At 35.4% G+C, this 25,865-nt stretch carries 26 protein-coding genes, 1 pseudogene and 1 riboswitch; of the genes and pseudogenes, 21 read left to right on the top strand and 6 right to left on the bottom strand.

Annotation, left to right across the window (positions count from 1 at the left end; all coding sequences use genetic code 11):
• Positions 1 to 209 precede the first annotated feature (209 nt).
• The 6 genes from lysA to BJL90_RS03505 all read left to right on the top strand — a co-directional run bounded on the left by lysA (position 210) and on the right by BJL90_RS03505 (position 6,345).
• Positions 210 to 1,511 carry a diaminopimelate decarboxylase gene (gene lysA, locus BJL90_RS03530; RefSeq protein WP_081562204.1) on the top strand — a complete coding sequence of 434 codons (1,302 nt, stop codon included), beginning with the start codon at positions 210 to 212 and terminating at the stop codon, positions 1,509 to 1,511.
• A gap of 31 nt (positions 1,512 to 1,542) precedes the next feature.
• Entirely contained in the window at positions 1,543 to 2,628 is a 1,086-nt protein-coding gene (locus BJL90_RS03525; RefSeq protein ID WP_070964203.1) for a dipeptide epimerase, read from the top strand.
• Between the two features lie 183 nt (positions 2,629 to 2,811).
• Positions 2,812 to 3,423: a nucleoside recognition domain-containing protein gene (locus BJL90_RS03520; RefSeq protein WP_070964201.1), complete on the top strand. Its 612-nt coding sequence runs from the start codon at positions 2,812 to 2,814 to the stop codon at positions 3,421 to 3,423.
• Between the two features lie 12 nt (positions 3,424 to 3,435).
• A complete protein-coding gene (locus BJL90_RS03515) occupies positions 3,436 to 3,972 on the top strand; it encodes a spore maturation protein (protein WP_070964199.1) in 537 nt (178 codons plus the stop codon).
• 247 nt (positions 3,973 to 4,219) lie between these two features.
• A complete protein-coding gene (locus BJL90_RS03510; protein ID WP_070964197.1) occupies positions 4,220 to 5,152 on the top strand; it encodes a S66 peptidase family protein in 933 nt (310 codons plus the stop codon).
• Positions 5,149 to 6,345: a M20 metallopeptidase family protein gene (locus BJL90_RS03505; RefSeq protein ID WP_236905013.1), complete on the top strand. Its 1,197-nt coding sequence runs from the start codon at positions 5,149 to 5,151 to the stop codon at positions 6,343 to 6,345. The genes BJL90_RS03510 and BJL90_RS03505 overlap by 4 nt, the downstream gene beginning before the upstream one ends.
• 179 nt (positions 6,346 to 6,524) lie before the next feature.
• On the opposite strand, the gene BJL90_RS03500 is transcribed toward BJL90_RS03505, so the two are convergent.
• On the bottom strand, positions 6,525 to 6,893 hold the full coding sequence (locus BJL90_RS03500) for an ArsR/SmtB family transcription factor (protein WP_070964195.1): 369 nt from the start codon (positions 6,891 to 6,893) through the stop codon (positions 6,525 to 6,527).
• Positions 6,894 to 7,159: 266 nt separating this feature from the next.
• Here BJL90_RS03500 and BJL90_RS03495 point away from each other — a divergent pair, with 266 nt between their 5' ends.
• The 3 genes from BJL90_RS03495 to BJL90_RS03485 all read left to right on the top strand — a co-directional run bounded on the left by BJL90_RS03495 (position 7,160) and on the right by BJL90_RS03485 (position 9,614).
• Positions 7,160 to 7,840 carry a YetF domain-containing protein gene (locus tag BJL90_RS03495; RefSeq protein ID WP_070964193.1) on the top strand — a complete coding sequence of 227 codons (681 nt, stop codon included), beginning with the start codon at positions 7,160 to 7,162 and terminating at the stop codon, positions 7,838 to 7,840.
• Positions 7,841 to 7,855: 15 nt separating this feature from the next.
• Positions 7,856 to 8,236, top strand: a complete 381-nt coding sequence (locus tag BJL90_RS03490) for a DUF4363 family protein (protein ID WP_070964191.1) — start codon at positions 7,856 to 7,858, stop codon at positions 8,234 to 8,236.
• A 142-nt stretch (positions 8,237 to 8,378) separates the two neighbouring features.
• Complete coding sequence (locus tag BJL90_RS03485) at positions 8,379 to 9,614, top strand: LysM peptidoglycan-binding domain-containing protein (protein ID WP_070964190.1); 1,236 nt, start codon at positions 8,379 to 8,381, stop codon at positions 9,612 to 9,614.
• Positions 9,615 to 9,796: 182 nt separating this feature from the next.
• Here the strand turns inward: BJL90_RS03485 and BJL90_RS03480 are convergent, their stop codons facing one another.
• Positions 9,797 to 10,978 (bottom strand): FprA family A-type flavoprotein, encoded by a 1,182-nt coding sequence (locus BJL90_RS03480; RefSeq protein WP_070964188.1) that lies wholly within the window; start codon positions 10,976 to 10,978, stop codon positions 9,797 to 9,799.
• Positions 10,979 to 11,193: 215 nt separating this feature from the next.
• Here BJL90_RS03480 and BJL90_RS03475 point away from each other — a divergent pair, with 215 nt between their 5' ends.
• The 5 genes and pseudogenes from BJL90_RS03475 to BJL90_RS03460 all read left to right on the top strand — a co-directional run bounded on the left by BJL90_RS03475 (position 11,194) and on the right by BJL90_RS03460 (position 15,080).
• Complete coding sequence (locus BJL90_RS03475) at positions 11,194 to 11,388, top strand: H-type small acid-soluble spore protein (RefSeq protein ID WP_070964187.1); 195 nt, start codon at positions 11,194 to 11,196, stop codon at positions 11,386 to 11,388.
• A gap of 128 nt (positions 11,389 to 11,516) precedes the next feature.
• A complete protein-coding gene (locus tag BJL90_RS03470; RefSeq protein ID WP_070964185.1) occupies positions 11,517 to 11,876 on the top strand; it encodes an ArsR/SmtB family transcription factor in 360 nt (119 codons plus the stop codon).
• A gap of 133 nt (positions 11,877 to 12,009) precedes the next feature.
• Positions 12,010 to 12,132, top strand: a pseudogene (locus tag BJL90_RS23180) (heavy-metal-associated domain-containing protein); the annotation flags it as partial.
• Entirely contained in the window at positions 12,121 to 14,073 is a 1,953-nt protein-coding gene (locus BJL90_RS03465; RefSeq protein ID WP_335617842.1) for a heavy metal translocating P-type ATPase, read from the top strand. The pseudogene BJL90_RS23180 and the gene BJL90_RS03465, both read left to right, overlap by 12 nt.
• Before the next feature lie 461 nt (positions 14,074 to 14,534).
• Positions 14,535 to 15,080, top strand: a complete 546-nt coding sequence (locus BJL90_RS03460) for a peroxiredoxin (protein WP_070964182.1) — start codon at positions 14,535 to 14,537, stop codon at positions 15,078 to 15,080.
• A gap of 58 nt (positions 15,081 to 15,138) precedes the next feature.
• Here the strand turns inward: BJL90_RS03460 and BJL90_RS03455 are convergent, their stop codons facing one another.
• The gene (locus BJL90_RS03455) at positions 15,139 to 15,735 is read right to left on the bottom strand and encodes a flavodoxin family protein (protein ID WP_070964180.1); all 597 of its coding nucleotides are present in this window, start codon (positions 15,733 to 15,735) and stop codon (positions 15,139 to 15,141) included.
• 249 nt (positions 15,736 to 15,984) lie between these two features.
• On the opposite strand from BJL90_RS03455, the gene BJL90_RS03450 reads away from it, so the two are divergent.
• Positions 15,985 to 16,737, top strand: coding sequence for a TIGR03943 family putative permease subunit (locus BJL90_RS03450; RefSeq protein ID WP_070964178.1), 753 nt, complete (start codon positions 15,985 to 15,987; stop codon positions 16,735 to 16,737).
• 152 nt (positions 16,738 to 16,889) lie between these two features.
• Here BJL90_RS03450 and BJL90_RS03445 read toward each other — a convergent pair whose 3' ends face one another.
• From BJL90_RS03445 to ytaF, 3 genes are all read right to left on the bottom strand, one after another.
• Positions 16,890 to 18,164 (bottom strand): putative manganese transporter, encoded by a 1,275-nt coding sequence (locus tag BJL90_RS03445; RefSeq protein ID WP_236905070.1) that lies wholly within the window; start codon positions 18,162 to 18,164, stop codon positions 16,890 to 16,892.
• 72 nt (positions 18,165 to 18,236) lie between these two features.
• Positions 18,237 to 18,602, bottom strand: a complete 366-nt coding sequence (locus BJL90_RS03440) for a DUF1622 domain-containing protein (protein ID WP_070964175.1) — start codon at positions 18,600 to 18,602, stop codon at positions 18,237 to 18,239.
• A 139-nt stretch (positions 18,603 to 18,741) separates the two neighbouring features.
• Entirely contained in the window at positions 18,742 to 19,377 is a 636-nt protein-coding gene (gene ytaF / locus BJL90_RS03435) for a sporulation membrane protein YtaF (protein WP_070964173.1), read from the bottom strand.
• Positions 19,378 to 19,520: 143 nt separating this feature from the next.
• Positions 19,521 to 19,647, top strand: a riboswitch (FMN riboswitch).
• Between the two features lie 189 nt (positions 19,648 to 19,836).
• Here ytaF and ribD point away from each other — a divergent pair.
• The 6 genes from ribD to BJL90_RS03405 all read left to right on the top strand — a co-directional run bounded on the left by ribD (position 19,837) and on the right by BJL90_RS03405 (position 25,433).
• On the top strand, positions 19,837 to 20,934 hold the full coding sequence (gene ribD / locus BJL90_RS03430) for a bifunctional diaminohydroxyphosphoribosylaminopyrimidine deaminase/5-amino-6-(5-phosphoribosylamino)uracil reductase RibD (protein WP_070964172.1): 1,098 nt from the start codon (positions 19,837 to 19,839) through the stop codon (positions 20,932 to 20,934).
• A 6-nt stretch (positions 20,935 to 20,940) separates the two neighbouring features.
• The gene (gene ribE, locus BJL90_RS03425) at positions 20,941 to 21,594 is read left to right on the top strand and encodes a riboflavin synthase (protein ID WP_070964170.1); all 654 of its coding nucleotides are present in this window, start codon (positions 20,941 to 20,943) and stop codon (positions 21,592 to 21,594) included.
• Between the two features lie 15 nt (positions 21,595 to 21,609).
• Entirely contained in the window at positions 21,610 to 22,824 is a 1,215-nt protein-coding gene (locus tag BJL90_RS03420) for a bifunctional 3,4-dihydroxy-2-butanone-4-phosphate synthase/GTP cyclohydrolase II (RefSeq protein WP_070964168.1), read from the top strand.
• 3 nt (positions 22,825 to 22,827) lie between these two features.
• Positions 22,828 to 23,292, top strand: coding sequence for a 6,7-dimethyl-8-ribityllumazine synthase (gene ribH, locus BJL90_RS03415; RefSeq protein WP_070964167.1), 465 nt, complete (start codon positions 22,828 to 22,830; stop codon positions 23,290 to 23,292).
• A gap of 479 nt (positions 23,293 to 23,771) precedes the next feature.
• Entirely contained in the window at positions 23,772 to 25,085 is a 1,314-nt protein-coding gene (locus BJL90_RS03410; RefSeq protein WP_081562200.1) for a DUF1576 domain-containing protein, read from the top strand.
• A gap of 3 nt (positions 25,086 to 25,088) precedes the next feature.
• Positions 25,089 to 25,433: a hypothetical protein gene (locus BJL90_RS03405; RefSeq protein ID WP_070964165.1), complete on the top strand. Its 345-nt coding sequence runs from the start codon at positions 25,089 to 25,091 to the stop codon at positions 25,431 to 25,433.
• The last annotated feature ends 432 nt before the right edge of the window (positions 25,434 to 25,865 follow it).

Below are 25,865 nucleotides of genomic sequence, written 5' to 3'. Positions count from 1 at the left end.
CGCTGTTATTTAGTTGAAAGTTAGAGGGCGTTGAATCAGCAATCTTTGGCTCTTCTATAATTAACTTCAGTTAAAGTCTTCACTAAGATTTAAGCATTCAAGCTTTTCCAATTATTGAAAGTGCTAAAGGTATTTTAAACTGGTATAATTATTGCATATAATTATCGTGATTTACAAAATTTATAAAATCAGAGGAGATGGCAAAAACGATGGAAAATGTGAACTGTGAAAATCATTTTATCTTTGCAGACTGTGATACGGTAGAATTAGCAAAGCAATTTGGTACCCCTTTATATGTAGTTTCTGAAGAAATGATTCGAGAACGATGCAGTGAAATAAAAGAAAGCTTTTTAAATAAATATAAAAATGTTAAAGCTGCTTATGCTAGTAAAGCTTTTCTTACAATGGCAATGTGCAGGATTATAGAAGACGAAGGATTGGGTTTAGATGTAGTGTCAGGGGGGGAGCTGTATACCGCTATCAAGGCTGGCTTCCCCACAGAAAATATCATGTTTCATGGTAATAACAAGGCATGGGAAGAATTGGAGCTAGCTGTGAAAAGTAATGTTGGAAGAATTATTGTGGACAATCTTTATGAACTAGATCTATTAGAAGAGATTGCAAAACAACAAAATAGAAAAATGAAAATTCTTTTTCGTGTTACGCCAGGAATTAAGGGAGAAACCCATGAATATATTGTTACAGGGCAAAAAGATTCAAAATTTGGAATTCCCCTTGAGCAAATTTATGAAGTGGTTAGAAGAACAATGGATTCTGAAAGTATTGACTTAATGGGATTTCATTTCCACTTAGGTTCTCAGCTTTTTGAAAATCATATTTATAAAGCTGGTGTAGAGGTAATTACAAAGTTGGTAAAGGATTTAAAAGAAGAGTTGGGTTTTATCACAAGAGAATTAAATGCTGGTGGAGGCTTTGGTATACGCTATACTTCTCAAGATGAGCCAAAACCCCTACACTATTTTACAGATGCTATCATGGAGGCAGTAGAAAAACAATGTTGTCAATATAACTTAGAGATGCCTACCATCATTATTGAACCTGGCAGATGGGTTGTGGGAGAAGCTGGAATAACTTTATATACAGTAGGCAGCATAAAGGAGATTCCTGGAATCCGTACTTATGCCAGTATAGATGGAGGGCTTCCTGATAATCCAAGACCTGCCCTCTATAAAGCGAAGTATGATGCCGTCGTAGCTAATAAAGTCAATGAAGAAGTTAGTACGACTGTTACAATCGCCGGAAAATGTTGTGAATCAGGGGACATTCTTATCTGGGATCTAGATACGCCTTTATTAACCTCTGGAGATATTTTAGCGGTATTAAGTACTGGAGCCTATAATTTTTCTATGGCCAGTAATTATAACAAGCTGCCTAAGCCAGCAGTAGTATTAATCAATAAAGGGCATACGGAACTTATTGTGGAAAGAGAAAGTTATGATCATCTATTAGATAGGGAAATCATTCCTTCTTATTTAGAAAAAAACAGATAGCTTCAAGATCAATGATTTTAGGAGGGTAGCGATGAAAATTATAAATTTACAGTTAGGTCATTTGTCTGTGCCCCTCAGGACGCCATTTAAAACAGCTCTAAGAACTGTAGAAAGTATAGAAAATGTTATTGTAAAGGTTGTGACTGATACAGGGCATATAGGATATGGAGAGGCAGCGCCAACGGCTGTTATTACTGGAGATACCCTCCCTTCTATAAAAGGAGCTATTAAAGAATGTATAGCACCTCAGCTTATTGGGCTGGATCTTGAAAACTTTGAAGGTATTATGCAGAAGTTAGAAAAATCTATGGTTAAAAATACCAGTGCTAAAGCAGCGGTAGATATTGCACTATATGATTTGTACGGACAATTATATCAAGCCCCCCTCTATAAAGTATTGGGGGGATATAGAAAGGAAATAACTACTGATATTACAATTAGTGTAAATACACCTGAAAAAATGGCACAAGATAGTTTAAAGGCAGTGGAAAAAGGTTATAAAATTCTGAAAATAAAAGTAGGTAAAGAGCCGCAGGCAGATATAGAACGTCTTAAGGCTGTAAAAAAGGCTGTAGGTCAGCATATAAAACTGAGAATAGATGCCAACCAAGGGTGGAAGCCTAAAGAGGCGGTTTCTATTCTAAGAAATATTGAGAACATTGGAATAGACATTGAATTTGTCGAGCAGCCAGTTGAAGCGCATAACTTGGAAGGGCTTAAATATGTGACAGATCATACTTATATACCAGTGATGGCGGATGAAAGTGTTTTTTCTCCACACGATGCCGTAAAAATTATGGAATTGAGGGCAGCAGATCTTATCAACATTAAGTTGATGAAAACCGGAGGTATTCATCAGGCTTTAAAAATTATAGCCCTTGCGGAAACTTATGAAGTGGAATGCATGATGGGTTGCATGTTAGAAAGCAAGATTAGTGTTACAGCAGCAGCCCATTTAGCAGCGGCAAAAAGTATTATTACAAAAATTGATTTAGATGGTCCTGGGCTGTGCAGTCTAGATCCTTTTGAGGGGGGGGGTATTTTTAAACAGGATAAAATTGAATTAACAGATGATGCAGGATTAGGCTTTAAAAAAATCCCAAAAGTACTTTTTTAAGTACTTTTTTTTGTTGGAATAAAATATTTATTATAAAAACAAGTAAATTTTTAGCATCTTAATAGATAAAACAATCTTTAAATTAAAATTCAAGCGCTACCATGTCTAGTTATCCTTTTATAAGGAGGTGAAAAAACCGAAAAATTCACGTAATATTTTGAAAAAAGTAAGGAGGAAAAGAGCATGATAAATATTATTTGGTTTTTGTTTATAGCAATAGGTATTGTTGTAGGTGCCTTGACCGGAAATATTGAAGCTGTCACGGATGCGGCTATCAACAGTGCTAGAACGGCAGTGGATATATCATTAGGGCTAATTGCGGTGATGGCTTTGTGGCTTGGAATAATGAAAATTGCGGAAGTATCTGGGCTTATTAAAGTAATTGCTAAAGCCTTAAGATTTATTATGGTTCCTCTATTTCCAGAAGTGCCGGAGGATCATCCAGCAATGGGAGCTATGGTGATGAACATAGCTGCCAATGTCTTAGGATTAGGAAATGCGGCAACACCATTAGGATTAAAAGCAATGCAGGAATTACAGGAAATAAATCCTCATAAGGATACAGCTAGCAATGCAATGTGTACTTTTTTAGCCATCAACACTTCATCTGTAACACTAATTCCTGCAACGGTTATTGCTATTCGGGCAGCTGCTGAATCAACGAATCCAACAGAAATTATTGGACCAACGATCATAGCAACAGCAGCTTCAACAATAGCGGCAGTTATAGCAGTGAAGCTGTTACAAAAACTACCTGTGTTTCAAATTAAGATAGAGAAAGCCAGTAATCATTAGGGAGGAATGAATATGTTTATTACCATTATAGATAGTATATCAAAGTTTGCAATACCCTTTATTTTATTGACAATACCTGCCTATGGCTTTTTTAAAAAGGTAAAAGTATATGAAGCATTTACAGATGGAGCGAAGGAAGGTTTTTATACAGCTGTTAGGATTATTCCTTATTTAGTAGCGATGTTAGTAGCAATAGGTATATTTAGAGCTTCAGGAGCTATGGATTTATTGGTGAATACTGTAAGTCCCATCACTAGTTTAATAGGAATGCCAGGAGAGGTACTGACAATGGCAATTATGCGTCCCTTATCTGGTGGGGGAGCCCAAGGAATTATGAGTGAATTAATTACTACTCATGGGGCGGATTCTTTGATAGGCAGAATGGTTTCGGTTATACATGGCTCTACCGAAACAACCTTCTATGTTTTAGCGGTGTATTTTGGGGCAGTAGCTATTAAGAAGACGAGACATGCTTTGCCTGCTGGCTTGATTGCAGATGTAGTGGGGATTATAGCAGCTGTTATTGTGGTAAGAATCATGTTCCCTTAGTGCACTTTGGGAATTCAAATTAGAAAATAAGAAACGCTTAATTCAAGGCATACTGCAACATAATAAGGGCTATACAATAGCTCTTATTATGTTATAGGCACTATCTATAGAAATTTTATAGATATACAATTTAGTTTTGATCCTTGATATTCACAGTTTGCATTTGCAGTCTGTAGTATATAAAACCTACAGATGTACATTTATACAAAAGGTTTTAAGGAATAAAAAGAGGGGGTAAGAGTAAAATATGATAAAACCAAAAGCATTAGAGCTTGGAGATACAATCGGTATTATTGCTCCTGCAAGTCCATCAACGAAAAAAAAGATAGATTTGGCCAAAGAAAAGCTTAACGCACTAGGTTATAAAGTACGGGTTGGTAAAAGTTGTTATGCAGCTCATGGCTACTTAGCTGGGAAAGATGACCTAAGGGCAGAAGATGTTAATCATATGTTTGAGGATGAAATGATAAAGGGTATCATTTGTTTAAGAGGGGGATATGGTGCAACAAAAATATTGGATAAACTAGATTTCAAAGCAATAGAAAATAATCCTAAAGTTTTTGTAGGTTACAGTGATATTACTGCGCTGCACTTAGCTATAAATCAGAAATGTCACCTAGTAACCTTCCATGGCCCGATGGCAGCTTCTGATTTTGCGGGCGATATGGAGGATTTTACTAGAGTATCTTTTTTAAAGGCTGTTACAACATCTCATCCTATGGAAGACACCGAAAATCCTGTATCAGAAAAATTAAAGTGCTTAGTAGAGGGAGAAGCTACTGGAAAAATAATAGGTGGGAATCTATCCTTAATTGCCGCTACCATGGGAACACCCTATGAGATTGATACAAAAGGCAAGTTGCTTTTTTTAGAGGACATAGGAGAAGCACCCTATAGAATTGACCGTATGTTGACACAACTAGCTTTAGCAGGGAAATTTCATGATGCAGTAGGTATTATCCTGGGAGATTTTAAGGACTGTGAAGCCTCACAGGAAGAAAAAAGTTTGGACTTGATGGAAGTATTTAAGGAAATAATTCTTCCTTATGGCAAACCAACCGTTTATAATCTAAAAGCAGGACACTGTTCTCCAATGCTTACTTTGCCTTTTGGTGTTAATACTATACTAAAGGCGACTGAAACAAAACTATATATTGAGGAGGTGGCTACAGTACGATGATGATACAGCCTTCAATAATTGCAAAAGCAGAGGCTTTAAAAAGCTGGTTAATTAAAATCCGAAGAGATTTTCACGAAAATCCTGAATTGAGTACCGTAGAATTTAGAACCCACAAAAAAATTGTAAAGTATCTTAAAGAAATGGGGATCGACACTATGACAGGAGTGGCCAATACTGCTATTGTAGGTATAATAGGAGGAAAGGTTTCGGGAAAAACTGTGGCATTAAGGGCAGATATGGATGCTTTGCCTATAGAAGATAAGAAGGAGATCGCTTACAAGTCGAAAATGTTAGGAAAAATGCACGCCTGTGGGCACGATGCGCATATGAGCATTTTATTAGGAGCAGCTAAAATTCTAAAGGAGATGGAGGAGGAAATAACAGGAACTGTAAAGTTGTTTTTTCAACCAGCAGAAGAAACTGTAGGTGGTGCAAAACCTATGATTGAAGCAGGAGTAATGGAAAATCCTAAGGTAAGTGCTATTTTTGGATTGCATGTAACACCAGAAATACAAGTAGGACAAATTGGCGTAAGATATGGGCAGATGAACGCCTCTTCTGATACGATAAAAATTACTATTTATGGTGCAAGTACCCATGGTGCTTATCCACATGAGGGAATAGATGCTATTGCAATAGCAGGACAAGTTATTACTGCATTACAGACAATTGTAAGCAGAAACATAGACCCTAGAGATTCTGCTGTTGTTACTATTGGTAAGATTCAAGGAGGTACACAGGGAAATATTGTAGCAAATAAGGTAGAGATGCTAGGAACAGTAAGAACCTTAAACCCCAAAACAAGAGACAAAGTTATTGATAAGATAGCAAAAATTGTGGAACAAGTATCAGGAGGGATGGGAGCAAAAGGAGAATTGATTCGGGAAGAAGGGTATGTTGCTTTAATCAATGACGATAATGCTGTTAAGATTGTTGAAAAAAATGGAAAGGAACTGCTAGGTGAAGAGAACGTAAAAATAATAAAATCCCCTAGTTTAGGGGTAGAGGACTTTGCATACTTTTTAGAAAAATCTCCAGGAGCTTTCTATAGGCTAGGATGTGGAAACAAGAAAAGAGGAATTGTTCATCCTGGTCATAGCAATTTATTTGATATAGATGAAAATTGTCTTCCTATTGGGGTAGCACTACAGGTAAAGAATGTATTAACAATCTTAGGGAAAAATCATAATTAATGTTTCACGTGAAAGCCTAAAGTAACTTTAGCATAAATCTACGGGAATTAAATAAAATAAGGATGGTAAATTTATCATCCTTATTTTATTTAGAAAGCATATTATTTATGCTGCTTGCGCAATTTTTTCAGCTATTTGGAGAGTAAATTAAATACAGTCAAATTGTTGCACAATTCAAATTATTTATTTTTATGACTACAACTTTTACAAATAGCTATATTAGGATCTTTGTCTACCGCTTGCATTTGTTGATACTCTTTATTAAATTCTTTTAGTTCTTCTAGTGGTGTATCTAGGAATTTGATAAATTCACTGGAAACTGCCTCAATAAGCTTTTTGTTAAGAGAGTAAATAGCACGTTGGCCCTCTTTTTGGACTTCAACTAATGAAGCGTGCTTTAATATTTTTAAATGTTGAGATATACGAGGTTGGCTAATATTTAAAATGCCTTCTAGCTCACACACATACATAGGTTTTAAAGATAGTATTTTAATAATTTTGATTCTAGTACCTTCACCTAAAGCTTTAAAAATCACTTCAAAATCCATATTAATCCTCCGTAAAATAACAATATTCCTTTTATTATAACATAGCTCTCAGATATTTTTAATATATATTATGGGCTTTATTTTTATTATAATACCATCATGACTTCAAAGAAATGCTTAAAAAGTTCATTTATATAAGATGGAAGAGATGGCAATAATATATAAGGTAACTTGAGCTGCGCAATTGTTGAATCATTGGGCAACTCAAGTAGAGTGACTTTTATTTCAATACATAAGAGAAAAACTTAGACTAGGAGTGAAATAAAATGCTGATCGTATTTACTAGGGCTTTAATACTCTATGCTTTGGTGGTAGTGGTAATGAGGATGATGGGCAAAAGACAAATTGCGGAGATGCAGCCTTTTGAGCTGGTGATCACCATAATGATTGCAGACTTAGCGGCAACCCCTATGGAAAATGCGGGAGTACCTTTGCTTAATGGTGTAATTCCAATAATGACCTTGCTATCGGCACAGGTAATTGTATCCTACTTATCGCTAAAGAGTGAAACTTTTCGAGAAATCGTATGTGGAAAACCAAGTATTCTTATAGATAAAGGTAATATTGTGCAGTCGGAGGTGAGAAGATTAAGAATTAATATGAACGATCTTTTAGAACAGCTAAGATCTAAAAATTATCCAAATTTAAGTGATGTAGAGTTTGCTATACTAGAAACTAACGGACAAATCACAATTATACCTAAGGCGGAAAAAAGAAATGTTATTACTAGTGACATGGGTATACCGGTGCAGCCGGAGGAATTGCCAATTACGCTTATTATAGACGGTCAACTAATTGAGAAAAATCTACAGAAAACTGGTTTTGATAAGCAATGGCTTATGAACCAACTGAAAAACAGCAATATTGACAAGATAGAAAATGTTTTTTTTGGATTTTTATCATCAGAAAAACTATTTTATGCACAACAAAAAGAAAGATCATCTTAGTAGGGAGGCTTGCTTATGAAGGTGGTAGTTGCAACAGTATTAATACTGATTATATTTTTTACTTCCTCTTTGCTTTTGAATCAGTATATAGAAAGAACTTCAAAAGAGATAACAGATATGATTCAAAAGCTAGAAGTTGCTATTGAGAAAGAAGATTGGAAGGAAGGACAAGCCCATATGGAGGATATTGTTAAGCAGTGGCATAAGACAAGAAATATGTGGCAAACCTTCTTAGAGCATTATGAAATTGATGCTATAGATATTGTATTAGCAAAAGTAGAGAAGTATGTGTCCATTGAAGAGAGGACGTTATCCCTAGGGGGAATTGCAGAACTGGAACTTTTGATAGAACATATTATAGGTAAGGGAGAATTTAAATTAACCAATATCTTATAAAACATATCCATAAGAAATAGGATATGTTTTGTTTTGAGGATAGCAGCTGCCACTATTTACTTGTGGATAAGTGAGCGTTAGTAGCGTATCATAGATTATGTAAACTTTTATATATTATAACTTAGGAAGGAGTTTACTATTTATGAGGAAAATAATAGGCTTCACATTGACAGCGGTGATGGCAGCTTTAGTGTGGATGCCTTCTTTTGCTGAAGCGGCTCAGGTACACAGAGTATCTAGCGGAGAAACGTTATTTCTTATTGCTCAAAAATATGAAATTACTGTGGAGGAGTTAATCAAGCAAAATGGTTATTTAAGAACGCCCAATCGTATTTCTGTAGGACAAGTATTAATTGTACCTCAAAAAGAGGAACAGTCCTCCTACGTGGTGCGGCAAGGAGATATTTTATATAAAATATCTCAGAAGCTAGGGGTGTCTATGGAGGTGTTAGCGCAAGAAAATAGTCTCGACGATTGGAATCGCCTTTATGTAGGACAAAAACTATTGATTCCTTCAGAAGATAACAATAGGTTGATGAGCCTATCTCAAGAAGTATATACAGTAAAAAAAGGAGATAGCCTATATAAAATAGCTCAAACGCTAGGCATCTCTATGACTTCATTAGCTGAAACTAATGGTTTAGAGAATTGGAATATGCTATATGTGGGACAAACCTTGAAACTACCTAAGACAGCGACACAACCGGAGCCAGATTTTCAGTACTCAACGGCTCAGTTAGCTAGAACTTATCCAGATACTTTTTATTTAAGAGGCTCTGCGAATACCAATAAGATAGCCCTGACCTTTGACGATGGTCCAAATGAAAAGTACACCAGCCAAATACTAGAGGCATTAAAGCAGTATAATGTGCCTGCTACTTTTTTTGTACTAGGTAGTAAGGTTGAGCAACATCCTGAAGTTATAAGACGTATGGTTAAAGAAGGTCATGTAGTGGGGAATCATACATGGATTCACCCTGACTTACGAAAAGTATCTGAAAGTCGTTTGATAAGTGAAATGCAACGAACTGAAGATGTAGTTTATCAAGCTACAGGCTTAAGAACAGCCTTGATGCGACCACCTTATGGAGCAGTTCTTCCGCAGGTGATAGAGGGACTGAAAGGTTTGGACTATAAAGTAATTAATTGGTCTGTTGATTCAGTAGACTGGAGAGATCAAAATGTAGATCAAATATTAATCAACACCCTTCCTGATGTAAGACAAGGTGGAATTTTGTTGTTTCATGACGCAGGCGGCGAGGGAGAAACCCGAGCTGCAACAGTGGCGGTATTGCCTGAATTAATTTATACACTAAAAGCCCAGGGTTACGAATTTGTAACGGTAGATGAATTGCTGAATCTTTCTCCGTATAAATAAAGTTTTAAGAAAGCCACTATCTATAGATGCGCGCTTCTAAAGTTGAATTTTAATATACACGGTCTACGGTTTCGCCCCAAAATACCATGGGCTGCAAATGTAGCCCTTAGTATATTAAAATTTAAGGGCACACATCTATATAGAGATAGGGCTTTCTTTCATTTAGTCATGCATCTTAACATTTAGATTTTTTCTGCAAAGGCCTTACCAAATTCAAAGCATTGTTGTAGGGTGTCTTCAGAAGGTGTAAATTTTTTACTTAAAGGTTCAAAAGGCAGTTTAAAAGCCATTTGCTTTAGTAATGTATATGCCATTTCTAAGCCCTCACCACTCCAGCCATAGGATCCAAATACGCCTGCCACTTTTCCAATATTAGCCATAGGATCAATAAGAGATAAAAGTTCCCACATAGGCTTTACCATAGTCTTATTGATTGTTGGGGAGCCTAAAAGAATTCCTTTGGATGTGTTGACGAAGTAATGAATTCTCTCTAAGCTCTCCTTCTCTGCATCAATAAAAGCTACATCTACGCCTGCTGCCTTTAAACCGTATTTAATTTTTTCTGCCATAATTTCAGTATTCTTATAGGCAGAAAGATAAAAAACAGCAACTTGTTTTTGATTCCTAGTGCTTAGTTCTTCAGTAGACCACTGTACATATTTTTGTATTGTCTCCTGTGATTTTGCGCTTAAAATAGGTCCGTGGGAAGTAAGTATAGTAGAGATAGATAAATTTTTTATTTTCTCATAAGCATTTAAAACATGTTGTGCAAATGGCTCCATAATACACTTGTAATAATGCTGTAAGGCTTCATCATACTCTGCTTTATGTACAGTTTCAGGAGTCATTGCACAGTAATGAGAGCCAAAACTATCACAAGAAAATAAAATGGCGTCTGCTGCACTATAGGTAAACATTGTATCAGACCAATGCAAAAATGGAGCTGTAATAAAAGTTAATTTTCTACTGCCTATGCCTAACGTTTCCCCATCTTTTATTACGTGATATTTAAATTCTTTGTTAATTTGCTCTTGAAGAAAGATACTAGCTGCTTTGGTACAAAAAACCTCGACATCAGGATTTATTTCTAAAATATACTTTAAACTGCCAGCATGATCGGGTTCTGTGTGCTGAATAATAATATAATCAATTTCTTTGATATTTGTTAAGGTTTGGAGTTTTTCTAAATACTCATTTTTGAAATTTGTCTTTACAGTATCGATCAAAACCTTTTTTTCATCATCAATAAAGTAAGAATTGTATGTAGAACCATAAGGTGTTTTCATGATGATATCAAAGGTTTCTAAATCCGGATCAAGTACGCCCGTCCAATAAATTTTATTTTTAATTTCGAAAGCATTCATTCTATATACCTCCTAAAATATTGACTAAAAGTATAGGTTTTGAAAAAAGATTCATGATAATTTCCAAGTTTGTCATGCTACTAGTTTGTCTTAAATCTTATAAGGATATTTAAAAACTTTTGAAATTTTTAAAACCCTATTAAAAAATAGATGTCATAAAGCAAAGAATAATGAGGCACAATAGTACCAATGAAGGAAAAAAGGAGTGATAAGCTTTGAACTTTAAAAGAGCGCAGGAGATCGTTAATTCTCCTAACCATATTGAGGTACAGCATCAGGGTAGATCCGTATGGATTACAGGGTTAGATGCACAAAACCAAACAGCAGAAATCCAAGAAGGAATTGATATTGCTGCAGATAAAATAGAGGTACCTGTAGATGAATTAGTAGAGAAGGGTGCAATGAGGTAGATAAACTTTGTTTATCTACTTTTTTTTGGAAAAAGTTATTTAAATATTGATTGACCTTAGGTAAAACAATTGATAAAATATAAACGCAAGAACAAATGAACATGTATTCATATATAAGGAGGGACGAAATGAAAAAGGATATTGAAGTATGTGAAATTCAATGCATACATGAAGAGGATGTAAAAGAAGTGAAGGAAAAGATGTTGGGGGATACTACCTTATATGATTTAGCAGAATTCTTTAAAGTATTTGGAGATGTGACGAGAATTAAAATTCTGTCAGCTTTATTTCAGAAAGAAATGTGTGTATGTGATATTGCTGCGGTATTGGATATGACCCAATCGGCGATATCTCACCAATTAAGATTATTGAAGAGTAGAAGATTAGTAAAATTTAGACGAGAGGGTAAAGTAATCTATTACTCTTTAGATGATGCACATATCGAAAAAATCTTTAATGAAGGTTTACATCATATTCAACATGGTTAAGCAGCAGTTTGAGAGAATAAGTTAAGTTTAAGGGGGACAAGAAATGGAAAACATGGAAGCAATTAAAATGGAATTACCTGTAACACAAGATACCTTTATCGTTAAAGGAGTAGATTGACCGAGTTGTGCTCTCAAGGTTGAGAGAAGAGTTTTGCAAATAGATGGGGTTCAAGAAGCGATTTTGAATTTCTCTACTTCTAAGTTATATGTGAAACATCAGGCACAACACAAAGAGATACTGCAGATGATAAAAGAAACGGGACATGAAGGGACATTGGTGGAAAATGGAAGAAAAAATATAAAAAAACAGCAAGAAATCCAATGGTATCAAAATAAAAAGACAGTATTAACCTTTACTTCAGGTTTTTTTACATTGATAGGTTTGATACTATCTTTTATAGTTGGCAATAAGGAAGCTTCAACACCTTTTTTTGCACTAGCTATGGTGACGGGAGGATACCATATAGCCAAAAATGGCCTATATGCAGTAAAATCTTTGAATTTAGATATGAACTTTCTTATGCTGATTGCAGCTATAGGAGCAGCTTTTTTAGGAGAATGGAGTGAAGGTGCAGCGGTAGTATTTTTATTTTCTATAGGAAATACTTTACAAGTTTATACGATGGATAAAACAAGGAAAGCCATCTCCCAGTTAATGGAATTAGCACCGAAGGAAGCCCTGCTCAAAACTTCAAGCGGAGAGGTGACTGTATCTGTAGAAGAACTATCTATAGGTGACATTGTTATCATAAAACCCGGTGAAAGAATACCAATTGATGGTATTGTCCATCAAGGACATTCTTTTGTAAATCAAGCGCCTATTACAGGGGAATCTATTCCTGTGGAAAAAATGCTAGGAAGTGAAGTGTTTGCTGGAACCATCAATCATCAAGGGCTGTTGGAAATTAGGGTAACAAAACTAGTAGAGGATACAACACTATCTAAAATCATGAATATGGTGGAGGAGGCGCAGGCACAAAAGGCACCTTCACAGCAATTTGTTGATAAATTTGCTAAGTATTATACACCTATTGTTGTGATTTCGGCAATGATCATCGCTTTTATTCCTCCAGTAGCAGGAGGAGGAGATTTTGCTCCATGGATTAAGAAGGCGTTAATTTTATTGGTAATTTCTTGTCCCTGTGCTCTTGTTATCTCTACACCAGTTTCTATTGTATCAGCCATTGGAAATGCTTCAAAACAAGGGATTCTTATTAAGGGAGGTATACACCTAGAAGAGGCAGGAAGAATTAAGGCCATAGCCTTTGATAAAACCGGGACATTAACAGTCGGCAAACCTTCGGTAATAGACATAGAAGTTCTAGCGGAAAGAGAAGGAGAAGTTCCCTTGAAGATTGCAGCTACGCTAGAGAAAGCATCAGAACATCCTATCGGTAGAGCTATTGTGCAGAAGGCAAGGTATAAAGGAATTATGCTGGATACTTCTTTGGAGGATTTTCAAGCGATCGTAGGGCAGGGGGTAAAGGGAAAGATTCAAGGTAAAACCTACTACCTAGGAAATCCTCGTTTATTCCAGGAAAATAAGATAAACTTAGAGGTGGCCCAAAGAAAAGTAGAAAACTATCAAAAAGAAGGCAAAACTGTAGTGTTGCTGGGGGATGATACCAAAGTGATTTGTATCTTTACTGTGGCAGATGAAATTAGAAGTATGAGTAAGGCGGCTATTGAAGGCTTAAAAACTGCAGGAATTAAAAATACCATTATGCTGACAGGAGATCATCACACCACGGCAAAAACCGTGGCAGAAACGATAGGGTTACAAGATTTTAAAAGTGAGCTGTTGCCACAAGATAAATTAGAGGCAATAAAAGAATTGGTGAAGATACATGATAAAGTAGCTATGGTAGGAGATGGTATAAACGACACGCCTGCTTTAGCAAGTGCTTCGATAGGAATTGCTATGGGGGCAGCGGGAACAGATGCTGCATTAGAAACTGCAGACATTGCCTTAATGGGGGACGATCTTAATAAACTGGTATATGCAGTATTATTGAGCCGTAAAACATTAAAGATCATTGCACAAAATATTGGCTTTTCCATTATAGTGAAAGTACTTTTTTTGATTTTAACTTTTATGGGAAAGTCCAATCTATGGATGGCGGTCTTTGCCGATACAGGGGCTTCTATCATTGTCATACTAAATGGTATGAGATTATTAAAGAGCAAGTTTGTATAATACCATAAATCAGTGATGTATTCCTTTGAAGTAAGAGAATACATCATTTTTTTATACAACGATAGCAAAGTTGTGAGCTGTTTCATACTATGAAGAGGCTATAATTTCCACTAAGTTTACAAAAAGAAAAATTTTGTGTTTTAATGATATTTGATTTCACATAAAAAATATTATCAAATTTAAGGTTTTTGTGTTTTAAAATACTTTTTTGGGAAATATATAGATGGAGAAGTAAAAGAATAAAACTTCAAGTGAAGAATTTATCCTTCGGTGTATTATTAAGGTCCCCACTTCTAGGTGAACAAACTAAATGACTAACACCAAATCAAAGATTTGGGTTATCTACTTGTGCAAGTGGAAGGTCAAGCACTACATCCTGAAAATAAATTCTGCTACAATTCAGTGGAAGTAAAAACTTCCCCTGAATTAAGTCTCATTTTATAAATATAGGAGGTGTTTTGATGACAGAAAGATTAGTAGGTGTACAAGCACCATATTTTGAGATGAAAACTGTGGATGGACAAGGGAAGGAGTTTGGCAAGGTAACGTTAGATAATTATAAAGGCAAGTGGTTAGTAATGTTTTTCTATCCACTAGATTTTACTTTTGTTTGCCCTACAGAGATTACAGGATTTAATAGAAAGATTGAAGAATTCAAAAAATTAAATGCTGAAGTTCTAGGTGTAAGTACAGACAGTGAACACTCCCATAAGGCTTGGATTAATACGGCACAAGAGGAAGGTGGGTTAGGGCAGCTAGCTTTTCCACTAGCATCTGATATGACACAAAAAGTAGCTAGGGATTATGGGGTCTTGATTGAAGAAGAAGGTATTGCTTTAAGAGGGTTATTTATTATTGATCCCGAGGGGATTTTAAGATATTCAGTAGTACATGATTTAAATGTAGGGAGAAGTGTAGATGAGACCTTGAGGGTATTACAAGCACTTCAATCTGGAGGGTTATGTCCTATTGATTGGGAACCAGGAGATGAACACTTAGAAGTATAGGAAAAAAGCAAGAGGGTTAGTTATTCCTTCCTCTTGCTTTTTATATTACATAGGCAGTCTATAGCGTAGCAGCTTTTTTTGCTAATTCTACTCCTAAGGCATGCACCTTTTGAAGCATTGCTTCATCTTCCATAATTGGCTGCTGATCTACATTAGGTACGAAGAAATTTCCTTCATGAATGGTATTAATCGATTTAAAGAAAAGCTCCATAATCGGTAGTGTGGCATCAAAAAGGTTGGGTTCATCAGGCATGCCAGCAGTACAAATGAAATAGCCTAATCGTCTTTTGTCTTTATTGATCAAAGAGTCATTTAATATGTATTTACTGGACCATATAGCTTGATTTCGATCAATGATAGCTTTAAGTTGAGAGCTAACGCTATTGAAGTATAGGGGAGAAGAGATAATGACAATGTCGGCTTCATCGAATTTTTGGTAAAGACTATTCATATCATCCTTTAATACACACCCTTTTTTTCTTCCGCATCCTTCACAGGCTTTGCAGGAAGCTACATGCATTTTGTCTGCATAGAATTTTTCTATAGACACAGGTCTCTTTTTGTCATAAGCAATCCCCTTTAACATATAATCAACTAAAGTATCATTGTTTTTTCCTTTTCGAGGGCTGCCTACAATTGCTAAAACTTTTAACATAGTATACCTCCTAATTTTTAGGTTGATTAAAGCACCCACTGTATTTTTCTATAATCTTATTGTAACATGAAAAAAATACTAAACTATAGAAATTTTTTTATATTAGCAGGAAATATACAGTAAAATCAAGAAAGAATACAGTATATATTTTCTTTGATGATAATATGTATATATATGCCCTAACAACTACTGTATGAGCAGGTTATTCGTGATAAATAAAACAAATGCATAATAGAGAGAGGTGGAAAAATGAAAAACATTAAGATAAACTTTAGAGGATTCTGTGAATTTCTTATACTATTAGGTTTCACCGGTGCAGTATACTATCTATTCAATACAGGAAAAATTGCCCGCTATGTTCCTTCGAAATGGATAAAGTATGGTATCTTTTACTTGTTTATACTGACTATGGTGACAATAGCTCAGATAAAAAAAGTATTTATCGAGGAAGAGAAAGTGAGGTTTGGTTATAGTATTATTCTTATTCCCGTTCTGCTGATTTTCACCATAGGGAACCAAAACTTAGATGGTGATTTTTCGCAAAAAAAAGATATCGATATTGGTTATAGAGAAGTTTATGAACAAGATAATGAAAAGGAAACAATAACGCATCACCTACTACCGCAAGGAAAAATTTCTATAGACCCATCAAAATATATAGAAACGTTAACGGAAATTTTTTATTATTTAGACCAATATCATGGGAGAGAGATTGAATTGGAAGGGTTTGTCCATAGCAAAGGAACCTATGGAGAATATCAATTTATTGTAGCTAGGAAAGTGGTTTCTTGTTGTATTGATGATGCAGAAACACTAGGCTTGCTTTGTTATTGGGATAAAGAAGAAACGTTAAAAGAGGATACTTGGGTGAAGATAAAAGGCGTGCTGCAATCCACGAATTATTATGATGAAACAGTAGATAGGAACCTAACATTTCCTATTGTTATTATAGAGGAGCTAATAGAAACGGAAGTGCCTGATGATCCGTATATATATAATTAGTTTCATAGAAGTGTAACGAGGCTACAGAAGCCCTCATCCCCTTGTTATAAAAAAACCAGCATTCTCACGTGCCTCTCTATAGATTGCGACTGCTGGTTTTTTTTATGTTTCCACTTGAAGGTTTTGAATAGTCTGTGGTTTGTTAAAGGGATTTAATGAAAAAGGCCTCCAAGGGTCGTATTAATTTCAAACCAATAGAGAATAAGTCCAAAAATAATGGCAGGAATCGTAGTAATAATTGTAGCCCACAAGGCAGAGGAACGATCAATAGCAATCAAAGGCAGTAATGCATCACCGTCTTGAGATATGGCATTAGCAAAAAGAGCTGCAAAGGGAATTAAACCTCTGGTAAATAATGCAACAAATATGATTTGAGGGCCACAGCCTGGGATAAGACCAATCGTTGCTCCTATCAAAATAGACAAAATACCTGTAGTGAGTAAAATTGCTTCAATCAGTTCTTCGCCAGCGGCATAATTACCGCTACCAATAATCAACACCAAAAACTCATAAGCTAAAAATCCAACAAACACCCAGGTGACAACAAAGGCTGTATCTTGGGCATTATGGATGATGGTTTCTTTCAAAGACATAATTTTTAGTTCAGTTTCTTCATGGGTATCATCACCTAAAAACTTTTTGCTCATAAGCATCATGACAATAGAAAAAATGGTTCCCAAGGTTCCTACTATTAACCCTAGGTTAGGAATAAATAGTTGATTTACATCAGTTTGTAATAATAAAGAGATACTTAGGGGTAGGGCAACGAGCATTAAAATCCAATAGAGATAAAAACTACTATGGGTAAACTTATAGCCTAGGGTATCATGACTTTGATGCCCCTTTAATTCATGATGTAATAAAAGATCGATTTCGTCCCCTTCTGCATGTCCTACATGCTTGATAAAATCAATTTTACAGTTTCCCATACGCTGACACTCATATTGAAGAAGGGTATGATCTACATCCTTATGAAATCTATCAACCTCCTCCTTACTCTTTTTTCTAGCTTTATATTTAGATAAGATAGTAGGACCTAAATCCGTTGTATCTACGATGTAGCCAGTGATAATTGCAACACCAAAGGATAAAATGCTAATAAGAATATATGCTACTGGGTGACTGGCAATCAGCACAAAGGCAGAATCTCCCATGGTAGCTACTAAAGTAGCTACTACTGTTCCGAAGGTTACAGCTTCCTTAAAAAATAGAGGCATAACAAAAATAGCGCCTCCACAACCGGGAGTCAGACCTAATAAAGCCCCTAATACAGGTTGCCACTTTTTGGATCGCTCAATAGTACCAATAAAGTCCCCAGCCTTTTTATAGTTAATATAGCCGAATAACAAAAGAACAAATCCTACAAAGACCCCTACTTCTAAAAAAGCAGCCTCGGCGCTATCTAGAATAAGTTCCCAAATAACCATAAGCAATGAAACCACCTCCTGTTTTTAGTTACATTTTTTTATACCCTCTCTATACAGGATGTAACACAAAGGTTATCTTTTTCTTTGCTGACGAACATAATCCTTTATCTCTTCTTCTTGATGGATTTCAGAGGTAATCTCCCAATGAATAACGAAAGTTAAAACAACTCTTAGAATGATAATCATGCCCAGTACTTTAATTTCATCCATGGTACGAACTAAGATGGTTCTTAAGATTTCTCCACCTAATTTAAATTCAAGACCGAGTGCTAGCCCTTTTGCTATTTCAATCTTAATACAAGTATCGTTAAACTTTAACTTTTCACCTATGTATTTTATAAACCCCCTTACAGCTGAATAAGCAATGATGAATATTCCAATCAACTCCAGCGTATATATAACATAGGTAACAAGTTCGTGAATATAGTGTTCAAACATAATAATGTATGCCTCCTATAAAAATCTTTATGTAAATGTTTACCTTAACTTTAAGTTTTACCTTTATAGTATGCCCCATATTTAAGTTAGAAATAGAAAAACCCCATTAATAAAATAATAGGGTTTTTGATAACTTTTATTATATTAATCGAGTTAAACCTAGGAGTAATAATATAAGTCCTGGTATAAAGGCGGTTTTTTCTTTCAAATGAGAGGCAATATAGTTTCTACCTATAAACATCCCTGATAGTAGGAAAACTAGATTCATAACAGCCACCAACAATAGCGTAAATAAAATAATAAAAACAGAAGAAAGAGAAACAGCAATTCCTATAGCTAATGAATCAATAGCTAAAGCTATTCCTAATAAAACGGCTTCTTTTGTATCAATAATACCAGAGATATCTAAATCAGCTTTTGAGGGATCACGTAATATGTTAATAGCAATGCCTAAGGAATTAATACTAATAACGGCAATAGAAGTTAATTGAGGAACTTTTTCTTTAGGATATTTATAATTCAACCAACTTTGAGCAATAAACCAAAGTCCAATGGCAACGAGAATACTCGCTCCTATGAATTCAGTAACCACTGTAGGCACTAGTTTTGTTAAAAGGTTTCCAGCAAAAAAACCAAAGCTTAAAAGCGTCACAGATATAAAATCCAATATAATTAAAGAACGTAAAGGGACTTTAATATTTTTAATGCCATAAGCAACACCTACGCTTAAACTGTCCATGCTAATGGCTACTGCGATTAAAAGGCCTTCTATCATCAAATCCCTCCTTAAATCCATATCTTCCTAATTATTTTATGTAGGTAGATGGAAGTGGTGACAAAATTTATATTAGAAAGAATAATTAAAAACTTGCAAGGAATTTATGTTTATGATATGATGATTTAAAAATACATATAGTTTTATACTTTCAGGGCAGGGTGCAATTCCCGACCGGCGGTAACGTTTTATACGAAGCCCGCGAGCCTTTTTGGTTGATCTGGTGAAATTCCAGAGCCGACAGTACAGTCTGGATGAGAGAAAGTAGGCTTTTTATATTGTTGTATCAACATATATAGCTTTCATTAAGATATATTTTGATACAACAATATAAATTAGCAGTGAAAAATGCCTTAAGTATAATCTTAAGGCATTTTATTTTTCTCTAAAAGCAGAACTGTTTGGGTTTGTATAGGATTGCAATTTCTTACAGATGATAAGAAAAATGGAGGTGCTGTTATGGATCAACATTATATGCAAAAGGCACTTGATTTAGCAAAGCTAGGTTGGGGAAAAACAAGACCTAACCCTTTAGTAGGGGCAGTGATTGTAAAAAACGGTGAAGTTATTGCAGAAGGATATCATCACTACTATGGTGGAGATCATGCGGAAGTAGATGCGTTAAAGAAAGTTAATTTTTCAGTAGAAGAAGCTACGATGTATGTTAATCTAGAACCTTGTTCCCATTATGGGAAGACGCCTCCCTGTGTTGAAGCTATTATCAAGAGTAACATCAAAAAGGTGGTAGTTGCACTAGAAGATCCTAATCCTAAGGTAGCGGGTAATGGAATAAGAATATTAAAAAACCATGGTATTGAGGTGGTTACAGGAGTTTTGCAGGAAGAAGCCAGAAAGCTAAATGAAATATTTATTAAATATATTCTTACACAACAACCTTTTTGTATTCTAAAAACTGCTATGACACTAGATGGTAAAATTGCTACCTACCAAGGAGATTCTAAATGGATTACATCAGAAGATGCAAGAGAGTATGTCCATCATATAAGAAACAGGGTAGCTGGAATTATGGTAGGTATTTCTACGGTTTTAAAGGACAACCCTAGATTAAATACGAGAATTGCTAATAAAGAAGTCAATCATCCTGCAAGAATCATCATAGACAGCAAATTAAGGGTGCCGGTAGATGCAAAAGTTATAGAAACTGCAACCCAGCAAACGACGATTATAGCTACCACAGAAAAGGCACCAAAAGAAAAGATAAATCAGCTGCAGCGCCTAGGTATAGAAGTGATGATAGCGGCGGAAGAAGAAGGGAAAGTAAACCCGAAGGATATAGCATTAAAGCTAGGACAACGAGGGATAGATAGTATTTTATTGGAAGGGGGAGGAACCTTAAATTATTCTGCTCTTCAAAGTGGCATTGTAGACAAAATCATGTATTTTATTGCACCAAAGATTATAGGGGGAAGAAATGCTATTACTTCAGTTGAAGGTGAAGGCAAGGATTTAATAAAAGATGCGTTTACAGTAGAAGATATCTCTATACATAAATTCTACAGAGATATCTTAATTGAAGGGTATGTTAGAAAGGGGTGAGGTTAGGTGTTTACAGGAATTGTTGAAGAAATTGGTAAAATAAAAGGGTTACACAAAAGCGGCGATGGGGCCAGCATGATAATAGAAGCAAAAAGAGTGTTACAGGATGTGAAATTAGGAGATAGCATAGCTACAAACGGTGTATGCTTAACAGTGAATTATTTTGACAGTAATAGTTTTCAGGTAGATGTTATGGCAGAAACAATGAGGCGGAGCAATTTGAAGGATTTAAGGATAGGAAGTCCAGTGAATTTAGAAAGGGCTCTTGCTATAGGTGATCGATTAGGAGGGCATCTTGTTAGTGGTCACATTGATGGTGTAGGAGAGGTTAAACATCATCAGAGAGAAGATAATGCTGTTTGGATCACCATTGATACGCCTTCAAATCTGTTAAAGTATATTATCTTAAAAGGTTCTATTACTGTAGATGGTGTAAGTCTTACAGTGGCTTATGTAGATGATAAATGTTTTAAGGTTTCTATGATACCCCATACTAGAGATGAAACTATATTGATTGATAAAAGAATAGGTGAAACAGTTAATCTAGAATGTGACATGATTGGAAAGTATATAGAAAAACTTATGACTTTTGAAAAAAAGAAACCAGAGAAAAAAGATATTTCATTAGACTTTTTAGCGGAGCATGGTTTTGTTAGATAAAGGAGGATGTAAAAAATGCAATTTCAGTTTAACAGGATAGAAGAAGCACTAGAGGACATAAGAAATGGAAAAATGATTGTAGTAGTAGATGATGAAGATAGAGAAAATGAAGGGGATTTAGTAGCAGCAGCCGAACTAATCACAACTGAAACCGTCAATTTTATGGCAAGATATGGAAGGGGGCTAATTTGTTTACCTATGCTTGAAGAAAAACTAATAGATTTACAATTGCCTCAGATGGTGCAGAATAACACAGATACCCATGGAACTGCCTTTACAATTTCAATAGATGCTGTAGAAACGACAACAGGAATTTCTGCCTATGAGAGAGCTACAACGATCCAAAGAGCCGTTGCCTCAGATGCTAAGGCGGATGATTTTAAAAGGCCAGGACATATTTTTCCGTTAGCAGCTAAAAAAGGCGGTGTATTAAGCAGGACAGGGCATACAGAAGCAGCAGTTGATTTAGCTAGGTTGGCTGGGTTAAACCCTTCAGGAGTTATTTGTGAAATAATGAATGAAGATGGTAGTATGGCGAGGGTTCCAGAACTTATGGCATTTGTGGAAGAACATAATATGAAAATTATTACTATCGCTGATTTGGTTGCCTACAGAAGAAGAAATGAGGAGTTAGTAAAGCGAGTAACTGAAGCATATATGCCAACAAAGTATGGAGACTTCAAAATAATAGGGTATGAAAATAGTATGAATAACGAACATCATGTAGCATTAGTAAAAGGAGATATCTCAGGGGATGAACCGATATTAGTAAGAGTACACTCGGAGTGTTTAACAGGCGATGCATTTGGTTCTTTGCGTTGTGATTGTGGAGAACAATTTGCAGCGGCTATGAAAAAAATCGAAGCGGCTGACAAAGGCGTATTATTATATATGCGTCAAGAGGGAAGAGGTATTGGTTTAATCAATAAGCTGAAGGCCTATGCCCTACAAGATCAAGGCTATGATACAGTGGAAGCAAATCTTGCCCTTGGTTTTCCAGAGGATATGAGAGAGTATGGCATAGGGGCTCAAATATTAAAAGACATAGGTGTTAAAAAAATTAAATTGATGACCAATAATCCAAGAAAGTTGGTGGGATTATCTGGTTATGATTTAGAGGTTGTAGAAAGAGTGCCAATTCAGATGAATCACAATGAACGAAATGCTTTTTATCTTAAAACAAAACAAGAAAAACTAGGGCATTTATTAAAAACAAAGGAGGAAGAATAAATAATGAAGATATTTGAAGGAAAACTTACTAGTCAGGGTTTAAAATTTGGTATTGTTATTGGTAGATTTAATGAATTTATAGGGAGTAAGTTGCTGGATGGTGCTTTAGATGCTATAAAAAGGCAGGGGGGAGAAGAAGAAAATATAAGCATTTGTTGGGTGCCGGGGGCATTTGAAATTCCACTAGCAGCAAAGAAAATGGCAAAATCACAAAAATACGATGCTGTTATTTGCTTAGGTGCTGTTATCAGAGGAGCTACACCTCACTTTGATTTTGTGGCTAATGAAGTGGCTAAAGGCGTAGCTCATGTGGGCTTGGAATTAGAAATCCCTATTATATTTGGAGTACTTACAACAGATACGATAGAGCAGGCTATAGAAAGAGCAGGGACAAAAGCTGGAAATAAAGGATTTGAGGCAGCGGTAACAGCTATCGAAATGATTAACCTATTTAAATCCATAGACTAATGCGTAAAGAGGTGCTAAGTTTATTTTAGACACCTCTTTATTTATGGAAAACCCAATGCTTACCATTTTCCAACAATTCATCATATCTAGTTGAATTTTTTCCAACAATAACATATAATAATACTGACAAATATATAACTATTTTCACGATTATTCTAACTAATCTGAAATTTTGTTGCGTTTATAGCTATACGGCTATGAATTTTAGTATACTTAAGAACTAAATTCGCAGATTTTCAGTAGCATTTGTTAAAGGCAATAAGATAGATTTTGTATATTAAAATTCAAGACTGAAGAAGGATATCTATATCTGTAACAGTATTAGCAAGCAGTATAGACTATATTGCATTGACAACAAGTACGACACTTGAATAAGGCAGTAGAACATTCTAGTAAGTGTTGGCGAAAACGTTTCGAAAGAGATTGTTAAAAAAAAGACAAAAAAGGGAGTTTATAATGGGGGAGAAGGGGGAAAAATTATGGACAAATCAGTAGAACTGAAGGTTCAGGCAAATGAGGGAAATAGTCAAGAAATGGTAGCTCAGAAGGCAGTGGTTGACGAAAAAGTTAAATATGGTGTGATTACTATTTATGCAGTACTAGTTTTACTATCGGCCTTTGCTTTTAACAGCCCTTATGAAATTATTACTGGTATGAAGAACATCGTAGTAGCGCCTAGTATATTAGTGACAGATTATATGGCGGTTGGTAATGTAGGTGCTGCTCTATTTAACGCTGGTCTATTAATGGTAATAGCGATTGCTATTGCCAAAGTAAGTAAGGCTAATATGAATGGTCCTGTTATTGCAGCAATTTTAACCATAGGAGGATTCGCCCTTTTTGGTAAAAATATCTATAATATATGGGCAATATTCTTGGGGGTTTATTTATATGCTGTTGCAAAAAAAGAAAAGTTTAGCAAGTTTATTTTAATGGCATTCTTTGGTACTGCATTAGGACCAGTGATTAGTCAGGTTACCTTTGGTTTTGGATTTTCTCCAATGAAAGCAGTTGTACTTGCTAACCTAATTGGAATTATAGCGGGATATGTATTACCACCATTAGGTACGCATTTTGTTAAATTTCATCAAGGATTCAATCTATATAACATCGGATTTACAGCAGGCATAATAGGAACCTTCTGCATGGCTATATTCAGGGCTTTTGGCCTTCAAAATGAAAGTACTTTAATTGTAGCGGAGGGCTACAATACTGTTTTAGGTATATACTTAATTATATTATTTGGTTCTATGACATTGGTAGGGCTACTATTTAACAACAAAACTTTTCGCGGTTATGGAAAGATGATGAAGCAATCAGGAAGAGCGGTAGCAGATTTTGTTACTTCAGATGGATTTGGTTTAAGTCTTATTAACATGGGAATCGTTGGTATAATAGCAACAGTATATGTGATTTTAGTAAAAGGAGAGCTAAACGGACCTACGATTGGTGGTGTGTTTACCGTAGCAGGCTTTGGAGCCTTTGGTAAGCATGCTAAAAACATAATTCCTATATTAATAGGTGTATATTTATTTTCCTTACTTAATATATGGGATACAAATGCTACAGGGGCTTTATTGGCAGCTTTGTTTGGAACTACGTTAGCACCTATAGCAGGGCAGTTTGGTTGGATAAGTGGAATTATTGCAGGCTTTTTACACATGGCAATGGTGATGAATGTTGGGTACCTCCACGGTGGTATGAACCTATATAACAATGGATTTTCTGGAGGAATCGTAGCGGCGGCTCTTGTTCCAGTACTTGAATCCTTTAAAAGTAATAAGGAGGAATAGTTTTTGTCCACTGATAAGATGAGAGCAATAAAAATTGTAGATGAATTGATAAGTTTTTTCTTTAAAATTGATATAACAAAATTAAAAATAGATTTTCAATATGAAGAAGAAAAAGAAATAAAAATAAGTCTGCAAGGGGATTGCTCTAACCCGCCTAAAGAAAAATTGCAAGAGCTAGAAGAAATCTTAAATGCTCCTCGCCAAGATACCTTAGAAGGGTATTACTGGGAGCTGGTGGGGGAAAATGATAATTATGATGAATTGCTGCTGTTAGGAGCTTTGGTTGACGGCGGCGATGTCAAGTATCATAACAGCCAGTTAAAGATAACAGTCTATAGAAAAAACTAACGTGCACCTATAAACTACTTAAAAGACCTTTGGAGAATAAGCGCTCCAAAGGCCTTTTGAAAATTCATCAAAAAATTTTTGAAGGATGTTGACATAAAACATAGAATATGTTAAATTATTATTCCGCCGTTAAAAGTGGTTTCTAAAAAAGCTTAATGCTTTAAAAACTTTCACAAAACTACTTGACAAGAGTAAAAAAAAATGATATAGTAGTAAAAGTCGCCGCCAGCAAGGGGTGACAGGAAAGAAGAAAGTTCGACACAGATGAAAAAGAAATTTTTTAAAAAAGTGTTGACATAAGATAGCGAAGTATGATATAGTAGTTAAGTCGCCAAACGAGGGCGGCAGAAAAAAAGGTCTTTGAAAATTAAACAGTATAGATATTAAGCCAGCAACCTGAAAGATTCTGATGAATTTTTAGAAGGTAAGAAA

The organism is Clostridium formicaceticum (assembly GCF_001854185.1).
Classification (GTDB): domain Bacteria; phylum Bacillota; class Clostridia; order Peptostreptococcales; family Natronincolaceae; genus Andreesenella; species Andreesenella formicacetica.
The sequence above is the reverse complement of the archived record's forward strand: the minus strand, read 5'-3'. Positions and strand labels throughout refer to the sequence as shown.